General features: G+C 34.9%; 18 protein-coding genes and 5 pseudogenes. 9 read left to right on the forward strand and 14 right to left on the reverse strand.

Features of this window, described 5'->3' with window-relative positions; translation table 11 throughout:
• The 3 genes from BSU00_RS11505 to BSU00_RS11515 all read left to right on the forward strand — a co-directional run.
• Positions 1-344 (forward strand): sensor histidine kinase (locus BSU00_RS11505; RefSeq protein WP_233188723.1); only part of this gene is annotated, 344 nt, incomplete at its 5' end.
• A 63-nt stretch (positions 345-407) separates the two neighbouring features.
• Positions 408-1055, forward strand: a complete 648-nt coding sequence (locus BSU00_RS11510) for a response regulator transcription factor (protein WP_199176791.1) — start codon at positions 408-410, stop codon at positions 1053-1055.
• A 161-nt stretch (positions 1056-1216) separates the two neighbouring features.
• Positions 1217-1630, forward strand: a complete 414-nt coding sequence (locus tag BSU00_RS11515) for a hypothetical protein (protein WP_105004509.1) — start codon at positions 1217-1219, stop codon at positions 1628-1630.
• A gap of 159 nt (positions 1631-1789) precedes the next feature.
• On the opposite strand, the pseudogene BSU00_RS11520 reads toward BSU00_RS11515, so the two are convergent.
• The 3 genes and pseudogenes from BSU00_RS11520 to BSU00_RS11530 form a co-directional block, all read right to left on the reverse strand.
• Positions 1790-2157 (reverse strand): annotated as a pseudogene (locus BSU00_RS11520) (cupin domain-containing protein).
• A gap of 38 nt (positions 2158-2195) precedes the next feature.
• Complete coding sequence (locus BSU00_RS11525; RefSeq protein ID WP_105004510.1) at positions 2196-2756, reverse strand: hypothetical protein; 561 nt, start codon at positions 2754-2756, stop codon at positions 2196-2198.
• Positions 2757-2803: 47 nt separating this feature from the next.
• Positions 2804-4323 (reverse strand): annotated as a pseudogene (locus BSU00_RS11530) (helicase HerA-like domain-containing protein).
• 321 nt (positions 4324-4644) lie between these two features.
• Here BSU00_RS11530 and BSU00_RS11535 point away from each other — a divergent pair.
• Positions 4645-5273, forward strand: a pseudogene (locus BSU00_RS11535) (7-carboxy-7-deazaguanine synthase QueE).
• 46 nt (positions 5274-5319) lie between these two features.
• Here the strand turns inward: BSU00_RS11535 and BSU00_RS11540 are convergent.
• Together BSU00_RS11540 and BSU00_RS11545 are read right to left on the reverse strand one after the other, a co-directional pair.
• Positions 5320-8040, reverse strand: a complete 2721-nt coding sequence (locus tag BSU00_RS11540; RefSeq protein WP_105004511.1) for a carboxypeptidase regulatory-like domain-containing protein — start codon at positions 8038-8040, stop codon at positions 5320-5322.
• Positions 8041-8058: 18 nt separating this feature from the next.
• Entirely contained in the window at positions 8059-8865 is an 807-nt protein-coding gene (locus BSU00_RS11545) for a GLPGLI family protein (RefSeq protein ID WP_105004512.1), read from the reverse strand.
• Positions 8866-9037: 172 nt separating this feature from the next.
• Here BSU00_RS11545 and BSU00_RS14095 point away from each other — a divergent pair, with 172 nt between their 5' ends.
• From BSU00_RS14095 to BSU00_RS11565, 5 genes and pseudogenes are all read left to right on the forward strand, one after another.
• Positions 9038-9256, forward strand: a complete 219-nt coding sequence (locus BSU00_RS14095; RefSeq protein WP_369820328.1) for a hypothetical protein — start codon at positions 9038-9040, stop codon at positions 9254-9256.
• 26 nt (positions 9257-9282) lie between these two features.
• A pseudogene (locus BSU00_RS11550) lies at positions 9283-10817 on the forward strand (DUF885 family protein).
• Between the two features lie 147 nt (positions 10818-10964).
• Positions 10965-11510 (forward strand): hypothetical protein, encoded by a 546-nt coding sequence (locus tag BSU00_RS11555; protein WP_146104854.1) that lies wholly within the window; start codon positions 10965-10967, stop codon positions 11508-11510.
• Between the two features lie 484 nt (positions 11511-11994).
• A pseudogene (locus BSU00_RS11560) lies at positions 11995-13322 on the forward strand (M28 family peptidase).
• A 34-nt stretch (positions 13323-13356) separates the two neighbouring features.
• Positions 13357-14241 carry a TIGR01777 family oxidoreductase gene (locus BSU00_RS11565; protein ID WP_105004514.1) on the forward strand — a complete coding sequence of 295 codons (885 nt, stop codon included), beginning with the start codon at positions 13357-13359 and terminating at the stop codon, positions 14239-14241.
• Between the two features lie 65 nt (positions 14242-14306).
• Here BSU00_RS11565 and BSU00_RS11570 read toward each other — a convergent pair whose 3' ends face one another.
• The 9 genes from BSU00_RS11570 to BSU00_RS11610 form a co-directional block, all read right to left on the reverse strand.
• Positions 14307-15020, reverse strand: coding sequence for a DUF6263 family protein (locus BSU00_RS11570; protein ID WP_146104855.1), 714 nt, complete (start codon positions 15018-15020; stop codon positions 14307-14309).
• 87 nt (positions 15021-15107) lie between these two features.
• The gene (locus tag BSU00_RS11575; protein WP_105004516.1) at positions 15108-16199 is read right to left on the reverse strand and encodes a porin; all 1092 of its coding nucleotides are present in this window, start codon (positions 16197-16199) and stop codon (positions 15108-15110) included.
• 58 nt (positions 16200-16257) lie between these two features.
• On the reverse strand, positions 16258-17394 hold the full coding sequence (locus tag BSU00_RS11580; RefSeq protein ID WP_105004517.1) for a hypothetical protein: 1137 nt from the start codon (positions 17392-17394) through the stop codon (positions 16258-16260).
• A 93-nt stretch (positions 17395-17487) separates the two neighbouring features.
• On the reverse strand, positions 17488-18135 hold the full coding sequence (locus BSU00_RS11585; RefSeq protein ID WP_105004518.1) for a hypothetical protein: 648 nt from the start codon (positions 18133-18135) through the stop codon (positions 17488-17490).
• Between the two features lie 34 nt (positions 18136-18169).
• Positions 18170-18907, reverse strand: coding sequence for a hypothetical protein (locus BSU00_RS11590; protein ID WP_105004519.1), 738 nt, complete (start codon positions 18905-18907; stop codon positions 18170-18172).
• A gap of 104 nt (positions 18908-19011) precedes the next feature.
• On the reverse strand, positions 19012-19656 hold the full coding sequence (locus BSU00_RS11595; RefSeq protein ID WP_105004520.1) for an OmpA family protein: 645 nt from the start codon (positions 19654-19656) through the stop codon (positions 19012-19014).
• A gap of 28 nt (positions 19657-19684) precedes the next feature.
• On the reverse strand, positions 19685-20110 hold the full coding sequence (locus tag BSU00_RS11600; RefSeq protein WP_105004521.1) for a lipopolysaccharide assembly protein LapB: 426 nt from the start codon (positions 20108-20110) through the stop codon (positions 19685-19687).
• Positions 20111-20172: 62 nt separating this feature from the next.
• Positions 20173-20514 (reverse strand): hypothetical protein, encoded by a 342-nt coding sequence (locus tag BSU00_RS11605; protein ID WP_105004522.1) that lies wholly within the window; start codon positions 20512-20514, stop codon positions 20173-20175.
• 18 nt (positions 20515-20532) lie between these two features.
• Complete coding sequence (locus BSU00_RS11610) at positions 20533-22260, reverse strand: amidohydrolase (protein WP_105004523.1); 1728 nt, start codon at positions 22258-22260, stop codon at positions 20533-20535.
• Positions 22261-22306 lie beyond the last annotated feature (46 nt).

The following is a 22306-nucleotide window of genomic DNA, read 5'->3' on the forward strand; positions in this document are numbered from 1 at the left end:
CAGCAGCTAATTCGCTTCAGGTAGAGGTAATAGAATACGGAGTATCGAATGCGCTAGAAATTAGTTTCGAGATTACGATTTTTAGAATTGTACAAGAATTAGTTACCAATATTATAAAACACGCTGCAGCCACAAAAGCTACCATAAATCTCTCGCAATTCGACAAAAACCTTAGTATTATCATAGAAGACAATGGTATTGGTTTTGACCAAACAACCATTACTACTGAAAAGGGAATAGGTATGGCTTCCATACAAAAAAGAATAACCCACTTAGAGGGTACCTTTACCTTAGATAGCACTGTGGGTAAAGGAACTAGTATTTTAATAGACATTCCATTATAATACCTATATATAGGTAGGTAACAGAACCTACAAATTAGTATATTTGGCTAAAACCAGATATCTATGATTACTATTATTATGGCCGAAGACCACCAAATGCTTATCGATGGTGTACTTTCTTTTTTCCAATACGACGAAGAAATAGAAGTACTCGATACGGTAAACAATGGGGAAGAGCTGGTAAAAATAGTAGCTTTAAAACAACCAAAAATAGTTATCACAGATATTCGAATGCCAAAAATGGATGGCATTCAGGCAACCAAACAAATTAAAAAAGCGTATCCGCACATAAAAGTTTTGGCGCTTACCATGTTCGACCAACCCGATGCTATTAAACAAATGTTAGATGCAGGGGCCAGTGGTTATATCTTAAAAAACTCGGGTATTAAAATGCTCTCCAAGGCCATTCGAAGCATCGTGAAGGGTGCTACGTTTTTTGACCCAAACGTAGCGACTAATTTCATGCAAGATTACGCAGAAAAAAAGGCAGTTACCGGCACCACGGATCGCGTAGTGTTATCGGGGAGAGAAAAAGAAATTTTACAATTAATTGCAGAAGGGAAAACATCTAAAGAGATAGCAGCTCAACTTTTTATCGCTAAAACTACTGTTGACACACATCGAAAAAACATGATACGCAAACTTGATTTGAGTAGTGGTAACGAATTGGTCAAATACGCAATTGACAGAAAGTATCAATTTTCAGAGTAGCTGTGCCCCTCATTCGGCTATTATACAAAACTACTAGTAAAAATAAACACCAATTTCTTATTGTAAAAAATACTTCAATTTTACCTATAGGTAGGTATGTTTTACTGCTTTTCTATAAAGTATATTTGGTATAAAGAAAAGAAAACCAAAAGAATTATAGTATGAATCTAAGAAAAATGAAAGTAGAAGGGGGCGATTTTAACCCCGTTACTATCCAAGAACAAATTAGTACCGAAGACAATATTTTCGACTTTAAAAAATTGTATTTACAAGAATACCGAAAACTATCTCCCCGTGACAAACAAGCTGTCTTTCGAAATGCTTTGGTACACACAGGAGAGGTAGGTTTTGCCAAAGGGGGAACTAAACAATACATCGTAAACACAGACACCTTTCACTCGTATCGGGTTACCATGAAAGTACAATGGCGCTGTGGTCGTGATTCGGGAAGTTACTTTGTAACACAAACGGTATCGAATGGAGAAATAAAATTTGTAGGATGTACCGATTCTGGTATTTTACCAACTACCTATTACAACAGAGAAATTATTAAAGAAAAAGTAATTTTATACTAGCACAATATTTTGAAAAAGGAAGACTGGGGCACTTAATCTATACATCAAAAAATAAGTGTACTCGATAAAATTCTTGAAAAGGGAAGAAAGGGAAAAAAAGCTATAAAGGAAAGAAAAACACACCATAAAGATATCTCTTTATGGTGTTGCTTTTTTAAATTATGATGGTTCTCTATGAACTAAATCCATAGAAAATGCCGGCAAACAAACCGCGAGGTATTCGCATTCCTCAGCGAATGGATTTGCATATTGTACGCGTACATTTTTTCTATCTTAATAGATTCGCCTGCTTTTAAAACGATAGTTTCATCGTCAATAACAAACTGCTTTTTACCTTTAATAATGTAGGTATACTCTTCAAATTCTGGGGTTTGAAAGGGCTCGCTCCATCCTGGTGGAGCCACCATATGTGCGATACTCACAGAACTATTACCATCTGTAGCATTACCATAATGTTCTTCAATTAGCTTCCCATCTGTAGTAGGTACGACAAATGGTTTTTTTTGTATCGTATATTTTTTATCCATCACTGCGCAAAATGAAAAAGTTGTATCGAATACCTCATCTAATTAAACCAAACCGTAAAAGACTTTACTTTGGCCAAATCAGGTATTTGTTCCAAACTAACTTTTTGGTTGCTAAATTCTTTTAACCCAAGGTCTTCTTTATCTATGGCTATCGTAGCGTTTAAGTCGTCTATGTACAAAGTCGCAGAAGAAAAAGTAGATTCTACTTTGCTAATTGTATTATTCGCATTAATCTCTTGAAAGGTAGAGTTTACATTCAAGCCTGTTTTTGTTTGGAACCTATCGTCGAAAATCTCAATACTCTTTATAGTCGAAACAGAATCTAATTGTTCTTTAGGTATAATGGTTAAAAGGTGCTTCCCTCCTTTTTCATAGATGCGATACTCGTCGTCGTCTTGAAACATATTTTCTCCTTTCGCACCCTCGCTTAAAATTTTTACTATAGAATCATTCGCAAAAATAGTTGCTATCTCTTGTACTTTTGTTTTGGTAGTTAAGGCGCCTACTTTACCCTTTTCAATATCGTATTTACTTTTTCCGCATTGTACAAATAAAAGTGCAATTACAATAATAGAAATAGATTTTAATGGTTTAATCATGTTAATAGTTTTTTGAATAACGATTTTAGGAATGTATAAATTATAATTTATATTACTTTTTTTAGAATGCCAAAAACACTTCGAATAAAAGTAGCACTCGTTAGTACTTTTACTACAGGTTCATTCTCGTGCTTCTTCTTGCCGAACTAGTGGCTTTTTTCTGTAATTTTTCTCTTTCTTTGGCAGCTTCCTCCGCTGATTTTTGATTGTTGATATGTAAGATTTTTTCTTGCAATAGCTCGTAGGCACTTTCTCTATCAACTTTCGTATTGTACTTGGAAACTAAGCGAGATTTTGCGATTAGATCTGTTAACTCTTTTGTACTTAATACATCCATTCTACTTCTCGGTGCACGCAACATGGTTCTTACCAATGGTGTAGGAATACCTTTTTCGTTAAGCACCGATACAAATGCCTCTCCAATACCCAATTGTGTAAGTACCTCTTTGGTATCGTAATACTTAGAATCTGGGTAATTTTCTGCAGCTAGTTTTAGAGCCTTTCTGTCTTTTGCGGTAAACGCACGCAAAGCGTGTTGTATCTTCATCCCTAATTGTGCTAAAATATCTTCCGGTATATCTTTAGGGTTCTGCGTAACAAAATATAGGCCAATTCCTTTCGAACGTATTAACTTTACAATACTTTCTAATTGGCTCAATAAAGCTTTCGATGCTTCGTCAAAAACCAAATGTGCCTCGTCGATAAACAATACTAATTCTGGCCTTCCGCTATCTCCTTGTTCGGGGAAAGTTTCGTAAACCTCCGCCAACAATTGTAACATAAAAGTGGAAAATAATTTTGGTTTGTCTTGAATATCGGTAAGCCTTAAGATAGATATAACACCTTTCCCATTATCGTCTACTCGCGTTAAATCATTTACTTCAAATGATTTTTCTCCAAAGAACAAATCGCCACCTTGCTGTTCTATTTCAATAATTTTACGTAAAATAGCGCCTGTACTAGAAGTAGAAATTCTTCCGTATGCTTCTTGTATTTCTTCCTTGCCCTCGTTGGTAATAAATTGCAAGATTTTTTTAAAATCTTTTAAATCGAGTAATGGCAATTGATTATCGTCGCAGTATTTGAAAATTATCGATACAATACCCGATTGGGTTTCGGATAAATCTAAAATTCTAGACAACAAAACAGGCCCAAATTCAGAGACCGTAGCTCGAAGACGAACACCGTCTTGTTCTGAAATAGTCAAAACCTCTACCGGAAATTTTTCAGCATCGAATGGGATTCCTATTTTTTCATGACGTTCACTAATCTTCGGATGGTTGTTTCCTGGCATTGCTAAACCGCTTAAATCTCCTTTTACATCCATAAGCAATACGGGAATCCCTTGGTCTGACATGCTCTCTGCCAACACTTGTAGGGTTTTAGTTTTTCCGGTACCTGTTGCTCCAGCAATAAGACCATGCCTGTTTAAAGTTTTTAAAGGAATGTTTACCAAGGCATTGGTAATGGTTTCTTCTCCTAACATTCCGGCTCCCAGTACTAAAGCATCTCCTTTACAACGATAGCCTTGCTCGATATCTTTCAAAAAAGTAGTGGTTTCGTGCATGTGAAAAAAATTTGGTTAAAAATACTATTTAAATTAGCATTTTTAAGCGAACGCGCCGATTTATTTTAAAAAAGTACTGTTTCCGTAACATTTCAATTTCCTAAAAAATATACCCAGCTGTTTTTCTACTTCGATAATTTTCTAGAGAATCTATAGCTAAAGTGCTTAACAAAACATAAAAGTTTTGAATTTTAGACAGTTATCCCCTAAAAAAAAGAAAAATTATAGCCTGACATGCAATTTTAGGTAGATATTTCGCTAAAAATTAGGGTACAACAACTACCTTTGCACTCTGTTTATATAGTTGAGGTAATAGTACAGATGAATACAGAGACGAAAGCGTTAATTAACAAAGGTGAAATGCTTCCTTTAATGGAAGAATTTTACACGATTCAAGGAGAAGGAGCACATACAGGCAAGGCGGCGTATTTTATTCGTATTGGTGGTTGTGATGTAGGATGCCATTGGTGTGATGTAAAGGAAAGTTGGGATGCAAACTTACATCCTCCTACACATACAGATACCATAATTACAAATGCTAAAAAATATGCAAATACTGTAGTAATTACTGGAGGAGAACCCTTAATGTGGAGTTTAGATTACATTACAAAGCAATTGCAAAAAGACGGTATAAAAACCCATATCGAACTTCTGGCGCCTATGCGTTTTCTGGTGTTTGGGACTGGTTTTGTCTGTCGCCAAAAAAGACAAAATTACCCTTGCAGCGCTCTTACGAAGAAGCCGACGAATTAAAAGTAATCATCCATAATAAAAGTGATTTTAAATTTGCAGAAGAGCAGGCCGCAAAAGTAACGGAAAATTGTAACTTATTTTTACAACCTGAGTGGAGTAAAAAAGAAAAAATGACACCGTTAATTATAGACTACGTGATGCAACATCCCAAATGGCGTATCTCTTTGCAAACCCATAAGTTTTTAAATATACCATAAAAAACCGGAGTGTTTCACTCCGGTTTTTTATTCTGTAACGAGTATATTAAAGGTTATAAACTACTCTAAAACTCACAAATCTTGGTTGTATAAAGGTTTGATTTAATGTAAATGCTACTTCACTGTTACTTACCTGATTTCTAGACTTCGCATCTAATATGTTCGTAATTTTGACTTCGTATTCAAACTTGGAATCGTCTTTATTTCGATATAAGAAAGATGCATTCCACAAATCAAATTCATTAAGGGTTTCTGAACCATTTGTTATAAAAGTATAGGAATAATCGGTTTTAAAAGTTAACTTTTCCCAAATATAGGCATCAAAATCTACAGTTGGTGCATTGGTATAGGTCTTGTTAGCGGTATCCCCTAAATTAGAAGTGTTGATGGAATATCCGTATTTAACCGAAAAGTTTGGTGCTTTTCTAAAATTAGAATTAATACCTGGGGTATAACTTTGTGTAAACACTTTGTTTACTACACTTTCGTTTCTTAAAAACTGATTGTATTTACTGTAATTTAAGAATGAACGAAGAGAAAATCGTAACTTTCTGATGGTTTTAGATATATTAAAAAACCCAGAGACAGTTTCGTCGGCAAAATTAGAATTGAATGGGTTTCGCACACCTACTACATTACCCGGCTCGAAGAAAATCCTATTTCGAATTCTATCTACTACGTTACTGTAGGTTATATTCGCAAATATGTTTGTATAATTAAACATATTAAAATTAAAATAAGATAACCTTATTCGATTAATCACTGCACTTTCTAACTCCTGATTACCAGCAAAGATAGAATTGTAATTATTTAAGACCAACCCACGTGCCAATTGATTTACATCTGTGAATTGTGTTAACATATTGTATTGTAAGGTTATGTTTTCACTTTGCTTTAGCTGAATTCGCATTCTAAAATCAGGCTGAAATCGATTGAACTTATCGGTGTAAGTAACCCCTTGTTGTGTATTTTTTGCCTTGTATGCATGCACGGTAAAACCAGGTGTAAAGGTAAATAGTCCGCTTTTCAACTGGTAATGCGCACCAAGGTAAAAATCGGTAAAATTGTATTCGGTATCGTTGGTTGCAATACCGTCATTGATATTAGGTGTTGGAGCAAAACGATCGCCATTATCGAGAATTTGAAAAATATCCGAATCAAAATTTTGATTGCTTAAAATACTTCCAAAAGTAAAGTTAATATTACTTTTTTCATTTAAAATATTCCAATAGTCTATTTTACCGTCGAATTGATTGGTGCGTACTTTTTTATTCTGTGAAATAGTATAACCAAGCTGTTCTGGATTTAACCCTAAGGCTGCCCCAGTAGACGCATAGGTATCGTTGTCTTCAATGAATGCATTGTAAAAAGGATCTTCATTTTGAAATAAACTTTCTGCCGAAACTGCAAAAATATTAGTATCGTTTAGCGTGTAATAATAATTCATACTCTGATTGATACTGTATGGAGTTGCGCCTTCCTCTTGTTCAATCTGTCCTATAACCGATGAATTTAAGGATTGGTTTTGAACTTCATCAGACAATTTAGCCACCAAGTCATAGTCTAATTGATTGTTGGTGTTTGGCCTGTAAGCAACACTAAATTTTGCTGCACCAAGATTAGAGTTTTGTCTCGCTTTACTCTCTGTAAATTCATCTAATGGGGTATCGGTATCATCACTAATGTATTCAATCGAATTGTTGTTTCTAGTAGAAACTATATTGTTTGAAAATAAAACAAATCCACTTAAATCAAGTTTTTTACTCGGGGAGTAACTGAAATTAGCTGCTCCAAATTTTGAAATAAATTCGGTAGAGTTATTTCGATTTACATTTAAAAAACCATTTAAATTTGTTCCAATATTTATCTCGGTACCACTATTATTTATTGGTGGTCTTCCTACCCCAGTAAAATTATTAAAATCTCTTCTAGTAAAGGCAGATTCCCCCAAATTATTAAGGTCTCCAATAAAATTTATACTGTATTTAGGGTTATAGTAAAACAATTTAGGCTGTAAAATATATCGCGCATCCCCCACTGATGAATTACCACCTCCAAAACGGATGTCTCCAAACCAAAAGTTTTTCTTTCCTTCTTTTAATTTAATATTAATTGCAATTCTATCCTGATTGTTTGTTACGCCACTCAGTTGGCCCACGTCGTTATAATTCCGTAGCACTTGAATTTTATCCACCGCATTAGAAGGTATGTTTTTCGTTGCTATCTTAGAATCTCCATCAAAAAAGTCTTTTCCTTCTACCATAACCTTCTCTACTTTCTTACCGTCAATTTCAATTTCACCATCTTCCGTAACTTCAACACCCGGTAATTTTTTCAATACATCTTCTAACTTTCGTTCTGAGCCATTTTTAAAAGAATCTGCATTATAAATAATGGTATCTCCCTTTACAGTTACAGGCATTTTACTTACAATAGTAACTTCGTCTAGAGTATTGTCATTTTGTAAGGTAATATCCTGACTAAAATCTGACTCTTTTGTCGTAACCGAGAGACTCTTAGGTTTCATACCAACAAAACTGACCTTTAAAGAATAAACAGTATTTTTAGAGAGCTCTAATTTATACCTTCCCTGCTGATCGGTAAAACCAAAAGAGGCCATTTTTTTGGTAGCTTTATTAACGGCAACAACATTTGCCATTTCTAAAGAATTTCCGATGCTATCTTTTACAATACCTGTAAGGGTAACCTGAGCGTTTAGAAGTGAGGCCGTACATAGCACAACTACTAATAAGTATATTTTTTTCATATATTTAAATCGATAAGATTACCTTCTTCTTCCTCCTCTTCCTCTTCGCATCTCCCTCATTTCTTCCATTTTCTGTTGTACTAACTTATTGTATTCTTCTCTAGAAATTTCTTTCCCTTTAGAAGGAACTTTGATAGTGACAGGTTCCTCTGGATTTATGGTTAATTCTGTACATAACATCGTAGTTCTACCTGCATTTAACTCTAAAATTAAACCCGGGAGACCCCAATAATCAGCAGGACCAGCACTTACAGGAATTTGCATGGTATACCATGCAGTAACCTGCATAGTTCTAACTTTTTCTTTTTCTTTGGCAGCTGTAGAATCGGTTTTTTTTCTCCTTCTAAAAACACTCCAATCAAAATCGTTATTTACTTTAGTATAGGTCGCTTTAAAACAGGTATAGTTCCCTATTTGTTTTGTTTCATCACTTAACTCCCAATCTGGCTGTTCCATTTGTTCATTAATCAAAAAACGCTTGCCGAAAAATTCTTTATCTTCTAATAGTTTTCTTTCTTTAATATTCTTATAAATAGATCCATTAGAAGTACCTCCCCAACGAGAACCTGCACCTCCACCTGGTGCATCTAACTTATCGTTTTCTTTAAAGCTAGAAGTTGCCTGATCGAAAGTAAGTGTGTAAGTTTTTTCTAGAAAATTTTTCATTCTAGCCTTTATTTGTTTGATCCGCTGTGGTGACATTTTATCACCCCAAGCACTCATATCCATGGTTGTTTTAGACATATAAACTGCCTTCCCTTCAAACTTTTGTGAAAACATTGTCATTGATAAAAGCAGCAAAAAAAGTATGGTTACAGGTTTCATTTGGTATATTTTTTATCAAAGGTACTTGTTTTTAAAACTAAAAATCTTAAAGAAATCTTAAAGGGTATACTAAAAGATGATATTCATTTAACAAAAATTTCTTTTTTATTTTTTATGCTTGATTATAACATATCGTAATCGGTATCTTTGAAAACCATTCAAAATATATACAATGAAAAAAACACTTTTAATTACCCTATTATTTCTAATTATTCTTGCATGTAAAAATGGCGAGACTCAAAAGGAAGCAAATGAAGGTAATGCTGCTTTTGAAAATTTATTACAAGCGTACAATGCTGGTAAATTGGCACTAGATCCTTTAAGCGCAACATTCTCTGGTCAAAATAGTTTCAACGATAAGTTCCTAATTTTTTATCCGACGAGTATCTGAACAAAAAGAGAACATTTTATCGAACCATACAAGAAAAATTAGAAGGCTTTGACAGCAAAGAACTAAGTAAAAGTGAACAAATGAGTTTGGCGGTATTAAACTGGGATTGTACCATGAATCTTTCTCAACTAGAATACAAAAAAGATATCTTACTACCAATAGACCAAATGTGGACCGTCAATTTGAGAATGGGCCAATTGGCAAGTGGTACTAGTGCACAACCATTTGCAACGGTAACCGATTACAATAACTGGTTACAAAGACTGCAAGGATACACCGAGTGGCTGCAAAGTGCTGAAAAAAGAATGAAAGAAGGAATACGTGAAGGGTATGTTCTACCAAAATCTTTAATCGTAAAAGTAATTCCTCAGTTTGAAGTTTTAGCCAATACCAGTCTTGAAAATCATCTTTTTAATTCACCATTTAAACAGTTTCCAACTACATTTTCTGAAGAAGAAAAAAACAATATCAAGGAAAAATCAATGGTAGTTTTACAGGAGAAATTAATACCGGCCTTTACCGCACTATATACTTTTTTAAAATCGGATTATCTGGAGGCAGGAAGAGAAACTAGTGGTTTTAGTGACCTTCCTAATGGAATATCATACTACCAGCATGCTATTAAGAATTACACGACAACAGAAATGAGTGCTGATGAAATTCACACTTTAGGACTAAAAGAGGTAGCAAGAATTTTATCGGAAATGGAAAAAGTTAAACAACAAGTTGGGTTTGAAGGAACCCTAAAAGACTTTTTTGACTTTGTAAGGAACAACAAAGAATTAATGCCGTATACCACTCCTGCGGAAATTATTGCCAATTTCAATACTATTCATGAAAAAATGAAACCACAACTAGATAAGCTTTTTGGCAACAAACCTAAAACGCCTTTTGTGGTAAAGCAAACAGAAAAGTTTAGAGAAGCCTCTGCAAGTGCAGAATACAATCCGGGTTCGTTAGACGGAACAAGACCAGGGGTATTTTACACACCAATTCCCAATGCTTCGAAATACAATGTTTTTTCAGACGAAGCCCTGTTCTTACACGAGGCAATTCCTGGGCATCATTATCAAATTTCTTTAACACAAGAAAATGAAAATTTGCCCGATTTTAGAAAAACATTATGGTATAGTGCCTACGGTGAAGGATGGGCACTATATACAGAAAATTTAGGGAAAGAGTTAGGTTTATACGAAGACCCTTATCAGTATTTTGGTATGCTTGGAATGGAAATGCACCGTGCAATACGTTTGGTAGTCGATACAGGAATACACGCAAAAGGATGGTCTCGAGAAAAAGCGATTCAGTATTCGTTGGATAATGAGGCAGAATCGGAAGCAAGTATAATCTCTGAAATTGAACGTTATATGGCTAATCCTGGGCAAGCTTTATCGTATAAGATGGGCAATTAAAAATACGAGAATTGCGCAGTAAAGCGGAAAAACAATTAGGTAGTAATTTTGATATTCGTGAATTTCACAACGAAGTATTAGAAACAGGTTGTATTCCTTTGGCATTATTGGAAAATAAAATTGACAATTGGATAAATTCTAAACAATAAATACCACTTAAACGCATACGTCTGTGCTGTAAAAACAGTACAGACGTATTTGTATTAGACCATGTACCTATGAAACTAACCACTTCTTTTGTTTTAATTTTTTTGTACAGTTATTGCTGCTTTACTCAAACTGAGTCGGAAATATTATTGTTCGACCTATCGCAGAAAAATGGCATTTGGCAGCTCGAAAAGGGCAACAATATCTCTACCAATAAAGGATATGATAACCAGCCATATTTTTACAATGACAACAGCATTATTTATGCTTCTACTAGAAATGGGCAAACCGATATTGTACATTATGATTTACTAAAAAACACAAAAACCTATATATCCGATACACCAGATGGTGGCGAATATTCTCCACAAAGAATTCCTAGTTCACATAGTATTTCAGCGGTACGATTAGATACCAATGGAAAACAAAATCTTTACCAATACAATGTATCGAATGGAGAAATAAAAACGTTAGTACCAAATTTAGTTGTTGCCTACCCAAGATGGTATACTAAAAATAGATTAGCAGCCTCTGTCATTGAAAATGATGCATTGGTCTTATATCTCTGTAATGTAAAAACGAATACGAATACTTATATTACGGCTAATGCAGGAAGGTCTATACATAGAATTCCGGGTACAAATTTACTGAGCTACCTTCAAAAAATAATGAAAATTGGGAGGTATGGGAGCTAAATCCTGAAACCTATGCACGGAAAAAGATTACGGATATTGGAAATAACCAGGATGTATGTTGGTTACCCAATGGGGAGCTACTGATTGCTGCCAATAATACAATTATCAAATACAACCCCAATACCAAAAATGAATCTATTTTCTACACACTCAAAATAAAAACTTTTCAAAGCATTACCAGAATGGCGGTGAATGCAGCGGGAAATAAATTTGCTTTGGTTGCTGAATAGATAAAAAATAAAATACATTCTATTAGTAAAATTTTCTTCCACAGCTTTTAGTTTCGGTATACAGGAATTTAAAAGAATTAAAAGAACCTAATACAAAACAGAATATCAAATATTAATGTAATTTCATAAATATTTTAGAGACCAATTATTTGAACTAAAAATAAACTATTACAAACGCAAAAAAATAACATACAGCTATCTTTAGATTTATAATTTAGCCAGTAACTAATTATCTGCATTACAAAACTAATCTTATGAAAAAAACTCTTCTACTACTTTGTTTTATCTCCGTTACTATAAACGCTCAGCAAGACCTTTCTCTTTATAAAATTATCGATGGAATTTCAAAAGAAAGAATTGAAAGTGATATTACCACCTTAGCAAATTTTGGCACAAGACATACGTTGAGTGATACTATTTCTAATACCAGAGGAATAGGTGCCGCTAGAAGATGGATTAAATCTGAATTTGAGACGATTTCTTCAGCCTGTGATAATTGTTTGGAGGTATTTTACCAAAAAGATTATGTTACCAAAGGTACCAACCAACGAATTACCAAAGACGTTGGGTAGTAAACGTGGTAGCTATTCAAAAAGGAACAAAAAACCCTAACAATTATATTATAATGAGTGGTGACATTGATTCCAGAATATCCGATCCAAATAATTATACAGATGATGCTCCTGGTGCCAATGACAACGCGACAGGAATGGCAGGAACAATAGAAGCTGCAAGAGTACTTTCAAAATACAGTTTTGAAAATAGCATTATATACGTTGGTTTATCTGGCGAAGAGCAAGGTTTATTCGGTGGAAAAGGATTGGCTGCTTATGCGAAAAAGAAAAACTGGAACATTATTGGAGTTATAAATAACGATATGATTGGAAATATATCGGGAGTAGATGGTGTTATAGACAACAGAACTTTTAGAATATTTTCGGAACCCACGCCACCTAACGAAACGGAGAGACAGCGCACCGCAAGAAGATTTTACGGTGGAGAGGTAGATGGAATATCTCGTCAATTGGCAAGATATGTGTACAAAACTACCAAAACCTATATGCCTGAAATGAATCCTAAACTAGTGTACCGATTGGACAGATTCGGACGAGGAGGGCATCACAGACCTTTTAACGATGCAGGTTTCGCCGGTATACGAATAATGGAGGCGCACGAGAATTATACCCAACAACACCAGGATATCAGAAACGAAAATGGAATTGCTTACGGAGATAAATTAGAATTTGTAAACTTTGCCTATGCACAAAAATTAACTGCTGTAAATGCCATTACCTTAGCTAGTTTAGCGAAAGCGCCTCTAGCTCCAAAAAGTGTTGCTATCGGAGGTATTGTAGAGCCCTCTGTAAAATTAAAATGGTCTAGTGTACCGGAAGCTGCAGGTTATAAAATATACTGGAGAGATACAACTTCTCCAACATGGGACAATAGCAGATACGTTGGTAATAGTACTGAATTTACTTTGGATGGCATTGTAATTGATAATTTTTATTTTGGAGTTGCTGCAGTAGGTAAAGACGGACAAGAGAGTGTGGTTACATTTCCAAACAGTATATTACGTTAGTATTTCGTAACATCTAAAAGACAATTTTTACAGTATGAAAAAAGTGCTAATCTCAGGAGGAACTGGTTTAATTGGAAAGGAGCTTTCTAAGCGTTTCCTTTCTCTTGGAATTCCGGTAAATATTCTCTCTAGAAATCCTAGAGCAGAAAACCATTATTTCTGGGATATTGATAAAAAGCTAATGGATGAAAAAGCTTTGGAAGGGGTAACGCATATTATCCATCTGGCAGGTGCTGGAATAGCAGATAAAAGATGGTCTAAGGAAAGAAAACAAGAGATTATTGCCAGTAGAGTAGATTCCGCTGATTTGTTATTTAGCTATGCACAAAAATTGCAAGTAAAACTTTCCGGTTTCATTTCCGCATCCGGAATTGGTTATTATGGGGCAACTACGAGTGAAAAAATATATACTGAAGAAGACAACCCTGCAAAAGATTATATTTCAAATGTATGCATCGCTTGGGAAAACGCAAGCAAACAATTTGAAAAACTAGGTGCTACAATTAGTGTTTTCAGAACAGGTATTGTGCTTAGTAAAAAAGGTGGCGCTTTGCAAAAAATGAATACACCAGTATTTGTCGCGCCTATAGGTTCCGGAAAACAATACATGCCCTGGATTCACATAAACGACTTGTGCGACATGTATACGATGTCGGTTACAGAAAGTAATTTCTCTGGTATTTATAACGCGGTAGCACCAGAACATCAAACCAATACAAATTTTACCGCGATATTAGGAAAAATGCAAAATAAACTAGTGAGCCCTGTAGCAATACCCGCCACTATTTTTAAACTTGCTTTTGGGGAATTGTCTTGTATTTTATTAGATGGAAGTAGAGTTTCCGCTACTAAAATTTGCAAAAAACACCAATTTAAGCATAGGGATTTACAAAGTGCACTAGCAAATATTTTTAAGTAGTAAACAATTAAAAAAGCACTCTTTTACAAAAATGCTTTTTTAATTTTATGGATACTAGTATAGAATTACAACTTCGTCGTTGTCATTTCTATATTTGTTCCTAAATCTTGCCCTTGCACTTGCATTGCCATATTTAATTTAGAAGCAACAGGTACTCCTGAATTTCTATCAATTTCAATATTTCCTGTGATATCTCCATCAGCAACCCCTGTCACTTTTCCAGAAACTTTTAAAGAAACAACAGCCTTAGTAATTGCAGCAACGGTATAGGTATATGCAAAGTTCATACCTTGCTTGGTATCTTTCATCTCCCAAGAAGAGCCAACCGTAACAGCTTCTTTAGGATAAACAACATTACTAGATTGATTGGTGAATTGATCTGCCCCAGGAATGTTTGGTTCTACTTTAGTTTCTAAAACTTCCCCTAAACTATTTCCTTTCATCGAAATGACAGCACTCAACACAGGGTCCATTTGTGATTTCAACAACTTACTCATTGGGTCTAAATCAGCATCTCCTTTACTAGAGTCATAACTCATTTTTTGACCTCCTTGATTCATTTGCATCGCAATTTTATCAAATTTAATATTACAAGAATACCCAGCTTCAGAGGCCTCTGTAATATTTTGAATCATTTTCATACTCATGTTGGTAGACATCGCTCCGCCTGCTCCCATTTGCGACATAGACATCTCGGATGCGTAGGTATCTCCTTTAGTGTAGTTTAATCGGAGCATAACGCTCTCTTGTGCAAAAGTTACCGTTGTAAACAATAACAATGCTAAAATTTTTTTATCATTTTAATTAGTTTAGAAAACGAAAATACAAATTAAATTATACAGTTATTAGTGGAATAAACATTTTTATTATTTGGAAAAAACTTTACTGAAATCATAGGTAAACCCAACCAAAAACACATCGGCTCCTCTGGCGCCAGTAACAGATTTTGAACCGTCCAATCGAATAGAACTATGAATGTATAAGTTATCTTGCAAATAATAATTTAAACCTCCTATCCACTGCAATAAATGGTATTGGCCTAAATCGTGGTCGTTACTATCAACATCATCCATGTAGTTAATCCCTGCTTGTATCTCAATATTTTTGGAAGCCCGAAATGATGAAAACAGTTCATAACCAATAGTTGCAAAGGAAATAATTTCGTTTTCACCAATACGAATAAACTCATCATCATTATAGGTAACGGCAGCGGTTATAGCAAGGTCTTTATGACTATAATTAAGACCTGCTACATAATTATCAGTAGTATTACCAATATCTTCTATAAACTCTTTTACTCCATCTTGTATTTTGGCAGTATTATACGCTACTCCAAATTTCCAAGAATTCAGCGCGTACTCAGCAGATACTCCATAGTTCTCGTATTTCCCGAACAGCTGTGTTTGCAAACCAATGTTAAAATTACCAAAAGAATTTCGGTATACTATCGATTTATCGGCCCTACCAGTTCCCTTCCATCCACCATCGGTACCTCCTGTATAAACTCCTGTAGCACTACCTCCAAAAACTGTGAAATTATCAGTATATCCTGCAATATCATAGTATACACCCCATTGTTTACCTACGGTAAGAGTTCCCCACTTTCCATACGAAAAACCACCGTACATTAAACGTTGTTCAAAGGGCTCAATCTCTTTAAAAGGGTCGTTAATAAACTCATCTGGAGAAGCAGCGTCATTGTTAAAAACTTCTCCATCAATGATATGGTATCTGTACTCTAAGTTTATAATAAAGGCTAAATCCTCATTAATTTTATGATCTAATTGTAATCCTAACTTAGGTAAATTCTCTTGTAATTCAATTTGATTATCAAAAATAGCAGTTTGAACGCTAAATTTGCCGTAGAATTCTAAACTAGAGGTTGGTTCTTCGGTTTGGGCCTCAATCAGGGTAATGCTGCCAATTATACATAGGAAAGTTAGAAGATGCTTTTTCATGGTGTTTCTTTGAATTTACTTTAAAACGATTATTTTAAATGTACCTTAAATAAAAATGCTATTGCTCACCTTTATTTTTATATTTCATTTTACCAGTAAAATACCCTAACCCGAATGGAATAAAAATAATTACCGCTAATAAAAGAATCAGATAAATTAGAATGTTACTTAGTATCGATTTTATATGCAACATTGTACTGTCTAATAAATCTTTGGAAAGTTCTGATACTTCCTCTGTAACGACAGCTCTTTCTCTCATAAAGAGCTTATAATATTCGGCTCTTTCTCTTTGAATAATACTATCCCATAGTACTCTTTCCTCTCCCAGAGTTTCAACAGAGTTTCTCAAAGAATAATCCAAACGCGTAAAAAGAGGACCAATTTCGTCTCTAAAATTAATGACCAAAGAATCTAAATTTTCTGGCGTGTTTTCAATAGTACTAATGAAACGTTCTAGTTTTTGATTAAATACATTTTGTAGCGAATCAATAGCCAGGGAATCTAGTCCGCTTTCTAGAAGTAATAACTCTGTATTCCAACCAACCTGTTTCGAAGCAAGCGAACTGGAATAGGTTAATTTGTTGGATAAATCAGCTACCACCTCCGATAACGTTCCTACCGTTTTAACCGCCAAACTGTCGTCTATAGACTTAAATTTATAATACTCGTCTCGAATTGGAGTATGATAGGATTTTGCAAAAGAAATAGGGTTTTTTGCGGCAAATTCGGTAACAAACCCTTGTAATTTTTTAAATTCAGTGTCTCCTAAAGTATTTCTTGCAATCTTGGTGATATCTTTGGTACTTTGTTGAATTAGCTTTTCGAGTATTTCGATATCGTCTTTAAAAACACTATTGGTTTCGTTACGCTCAAAAAAATCTCTATTTTGTAGTAAAAAACTCCACGTATCCAACAAAGCTAATTTTGGGGTAGTTTGAAAACCTACTTTTTTAAACTCTGATAAAGTATTAATTCGCCATCGTAACAAGTTGATTTTAGTCTCCTTATCACTCGTTAACGCCATTAAACTATCGGTAGCGTACTCTATTTTGTTGGAGGTTTCCCGAACTAGATCTTGGGTCAGCAATCTTATGTTTAGATCTGTTCTGCTTAGAGGAATTTGTTCACTCTCAAATTTAACCAGCGAACAAGAACTGAAAAGAAATAGAACAAGAAGAACGTAAATATATTTCATGAAGGTAAAGATTTTGAAATACAATTAATTTAGGAAAGCTGTAATAGAAAAAACTCCTAATCGATTTTTAAAAGATTAGGAGTTTCTATGGTATTAATAAGTACTTTTTGAATTTTGAGAAAGTAGCACTTTATTTTTGATTAGGTAATCTACCAGATTACCTGCATATGAGCTTGCTGCTCCACCTAAACTAGATGGATTTTGAAGCGTTGATTGTCCTTTCCATAGCAAAGCGTTCTCCTTATCAGAAGTTACCATAACGTCGTATAAATTAGACTCTATCACGTACTCTTTTACATTTTCGTAATAACTAGGGGTGTAAATTCTGTCGTAATTTCGATAAACATAACGTCCATAGCGGTAATAACCACTTGGGTACATATACGAATCACCAGGAACGTAATCTGTTCTATCTCGAACGTTTACCAGACTAATTCCAATAGCACCGTCAACACCTAAGGCCTCTAATTTTTTAGCGATATTTTCTGTTTGCCAATCACTCTTAGTAGCACTTGGGGTTAAAAAGGTAGTTCCTTGTACGGCATCAATCCCTTCGTCTCGTAAATCTTGTACTACTTGCTGTTCTACTGCACTTCGAACTGCAAAATCTTTACTGATAACTATTACTGCTATTTTTTTAAATTCTTTGCCCGTAAAGTCATTTTTTTTCCAAACATATTCCATTGATGGTGCGCAACCAACAAGTAATACGGAAACCAATAATAATAAAACTTTTTTCATGATTATATGTATCTATTAAATTAAGTAAACTCTATTATAAAAATATTGTAGCTCCAATACGAATTGTATTAATATCATTCGTAAAATTAGGATAATATCCTGCATTAACCTTAAACTTATTCGGCTTAATCATATAATTGAAATTAAACTCTCCTGTCCAAATTGTTCTGTCTAAAATAGTAACAATTGGGTTTACAAACAAAAAAGCACGCTGATTAAAACTAATACTCATATTGGTTTGTAAATTAATACCTGTATGCGAATCTCCTTGGTACTTATTTGGTTCTGTAATGTGTACAATTCCAATGCCTGGGAACGCAGAAATTTTTGGTGTAAATACATAACCGGCAACGACTCCTGCTGCTAACGACCAAACATCAGACCCTAAACCTTTCTCAAAACTACCAGTAGGCATGGTAATATCCAAGTATGGAGCAATAGCAATTAAACGATCTGTAATGTTACGTTTCGCAGCATGAAAATAGCGAACACGAGTATCGCTAATTCCGAAGTGATCTGTTCCTTCATTATATAAAAATGGTACTTCTACCAATAATAAATTATCCGGATTAAAAGCATACTGCACATTAAACCTCGCACCGTACAAGTCTGGTCCGTTTTTGTGGGATTGGTATTCAAAAGCACCATTAACTTGCGTATACAAGTTGGTTGGTTTAGAGGCATCAACAGTTTGCGCATCATCCTGCGCTGTCGATGTTAAAGTAACAGATAGCAGCATAGCAAGCAGTGCTATTTTTGATGAGATTTTCATAATGTAATTTTTAATATTTGTTAATTTCGATCTATAGGGAGAAATTGAAATACAAGAACTCCAGAAAAAAATGAAATTCTTTTCTGGAGTTCGTAAATAATGTATTATAACTTCCCTGCTTGGGCATTACTCTTCATTTCGTCATTTGCATAAATTCCTAATTCCACTCTTCTGTTTTTTGCTCTATTTTCGTCATCGTTAGGATATTTAGGCTGTGTTTCACCGTACCATTTTACGGTTAAGCGAGAACTACTTACGCCTTGACTTACTAAATAATTGGATACTGCTTGTGCTCTTTTTTGCGAAAGCGACATGTTGTATTCTGCAGCACCACTATCATCGGTATGTCCTTCGATTAAAATATTGGTATCTGGATAACTTTTAAAGACACCTGCTAAATCTGCTAAATCTTGTTTGTAATCTGCATTCAAGTTAGCAGAATTGATTTTAAAAGCCACACTAGAATCAAAAGTAACATTAATTCCTTCCCCTACTCTATTTACTTCTGCAGTTGGTATTGCCTGAGAGATGTCTTGTGCTTGTTTGTCCATACTCTTTCCAATAAGATTCCCAGCTGTTCCACCAACTGCTGCTCCAGCCAATATACCCCAAACACTTCCTTTCGAAACTGCTGCACCTAATAAGGCTCCACCTGCAGCACCGGCCATTGTTCCTTTTTGTTGTTTGTTTAAACTTGCACATCCTGTCATTAAACTTAATGCTAGGGTAATCACTAATAATTTTTTCATGTTTTTACTTTTTTAATTTATTTCTATTTTATTTACACACCATTGCGATAAATAAGTCTTTATTCATATCGGAAAGTCCCAAACCCTTTGCTCTTTTAAGCACAGAACACAAACGATTTTTTTCATCGGTATTCATTTTGTTTTTTAATTCTTGTGAATTTGTGGTACCGTATTTTTCTTTCATTTGCTTAAACATCATATTGGTTTGTGCTTCACATAATTCTAAAGAATTAGGATTCATCGCCTCAGCCTTACTGTAGGCACCAAAGGCTGCATCGTAATTTCCAACGGCACTGTACATGCTCCCTTCTTGAATCAAATAATTTGGATTTGAAGGGTCTATGGTTTTAGCCTTATTTAAATAAGCCTGCGCAGAATCTATTTGATTTTGTTTCTGATAAAAAGCACTCATTAATGCATAATTAGAAGCGCGTTGCGCGGAATTTTCATTCATTTCAGTAAGCGTAATGATCTGGTCTAGCTCGGCTTTAGCCTCTGAAGTATTCCCAAGACCACTTAGGCTATTGCCTTTTGAAAATGACCATTAAGACTTCTATTTTTGGTTATTTCAATTGCTTTGTTAGCCTCGGTTAAGGCTTCGTTATAGCGTTTTAAACCATTTAATGCTTCTGCTTTTCCATAGGCGCCTTTTTCTTTGGCATCTCTAGTACTGCATTTAGATCTGAAATAATCGAAAAGCTCTACTGCTTTATCATAAGACTCCTGACTATTGGCAGCTTGAGCACTTTCTAAATAACCTCGACATTTTTTACCCATGGTAAAAGTTTGCGCATTCAAACTAGCAGATACTGTAAATACAGACATCAAAGCTAATATTACTCTTTTATTTGATTTCATAGTTACATATTTATTTAATTATGATTTATAAATTGATTTCCCGTACTTAATAGTTTCCATTACTTGTAAATTTTCTAACTCGGATGGATCTATTTTTAGAGGGTTTTTATCTAAAATAACAAAATCGGCAGCTTTCCCTTTCTCAATTGTTCCTTTCGTGTCTTCTTCGAAATGTTGGTAAGCAGCCCAATCTGTTAATGCTTTTAATCCCTCGAAAGCCGTAACGCGTTCGTCAGGACCAATAATCTGACCACTTCTTGACTTTCGAGTTACTGTTGCAGACAAAACTCTAATGGAGCTAGGTAACGCAACTGGCGCATCGTGATGGCTAGTAAACTTAAGTCCTTTTTGTAAAGCCGTATGCGTAGGTGAAATCTTGTAGGCTCGCTCTTTCCCTAGAACGGAATTCACATGATAATCTCCCCAATAAAAAGTATGCATCGGAAAGAAAGAAGGCCATATTTTTTCTTCAACAAAACTATCTAACTGATCTTCTCTAGCAGTTTGCGCATGAATGATTATGGTTCTTCGATCATCATTACCAAATTCGGCATTCGCTTTTTTAACCGCTTTTATGTATTGATCAATTGCAGAATCTCCGTTACAATGAGCCATAATTTGTAAGTTATTGGCATAAGCGTCGGCAACATGTTTGTAGGCTTCTTCGTCGGTCATACTTTCATACCCATGATAATCCTTAGGTTCTCCACTAGGCACAATATGATACGGATGTGATAACCAAGCAGTTTTACCCTGTGGTGAACCATCCAAATTCAATTTTACACCACCAACACGGTATTTGTTGGTATACTTTTTACCATTGTATTTAGAATCTGCCCCTTTTCTATTACTTAATATATCTACATAAGAAACAACATCTAGGATAAATGCGTCTTTTTCAGCCGCGCGTTCCATGGTTGCAGAACCATCTGGTGTACTGCGACCTTCTTGTGCAGTAGTATAACCAAATGACGCATAGAGCTCTTGTCCTTTCACAAGCATTTCGTCTTGTAAATCCGGAGTCATATTAGGCAACACCCCAGTGAGTAAAACCATAAAATGTGCTACTTCCTCTAACACACCATTAGGCTCACTACTTCCCGCCATTCTTCTTATTTTACCGCCTTTCGGATCTTTAGAATCTGCATTATATTTTACCATCTCAAGTCCTTTTGAATTTACCACAGAAAGATGACCAGATTGGTGAATAATTATAATTGGCACATCTGTAGAAATAGCATCTAAGTCTTCTTTGGTTGGATAGCGATCTAATTGCGAATCGTCATAACCAAAACCGATAACCCATCCTGTAGTATCGATGAAACTTTGATTTTTAGCGATCCAGTCTTTCAGAATTTTTTGTAACGCAGCCACACTATTCCCATCGCCATCTGGCGCTGGTAAAAGATTGGCAGAAACCGCCTGTAAACCTACATTAAATACGTGTCCGTGCCCGTCAATAAATCCTGGAAGCATGGTTTTTCCCTTAAGGTTTACTTCCTCAGCTTTCCCTTTAAAACGTTCCATAGCTTCCGCTTTAGAGCCAACAAAAATAATGTTACCTTCACGCTGAACAACAGCCTCAGCATAACTTGGCGTATCCCCTGCCATCGTAATAATATCACCCCCGTAGTAGATGGTTTGTTGTAACTTGTACGGTTCTGCAACAGGTTTGTCTTTAGCTTCTTGTTTACATGACATTATAACTAGCATAATGACAAAAAATCTCATAATATTTAATTTCATAAGTATTGTTTTTTTATAAAATAGATTGATAAAAATTTATCTTAGG

The sequence above is a fragment of the Tenacibaculum sp. SG-28 genome (assembly GCF_002954385.1).
Lineage (GTDB): Bacteria > Bacteroidota > Bacteroidia > Flavobacteriales > Flavobacteriaceae > Polaribacter.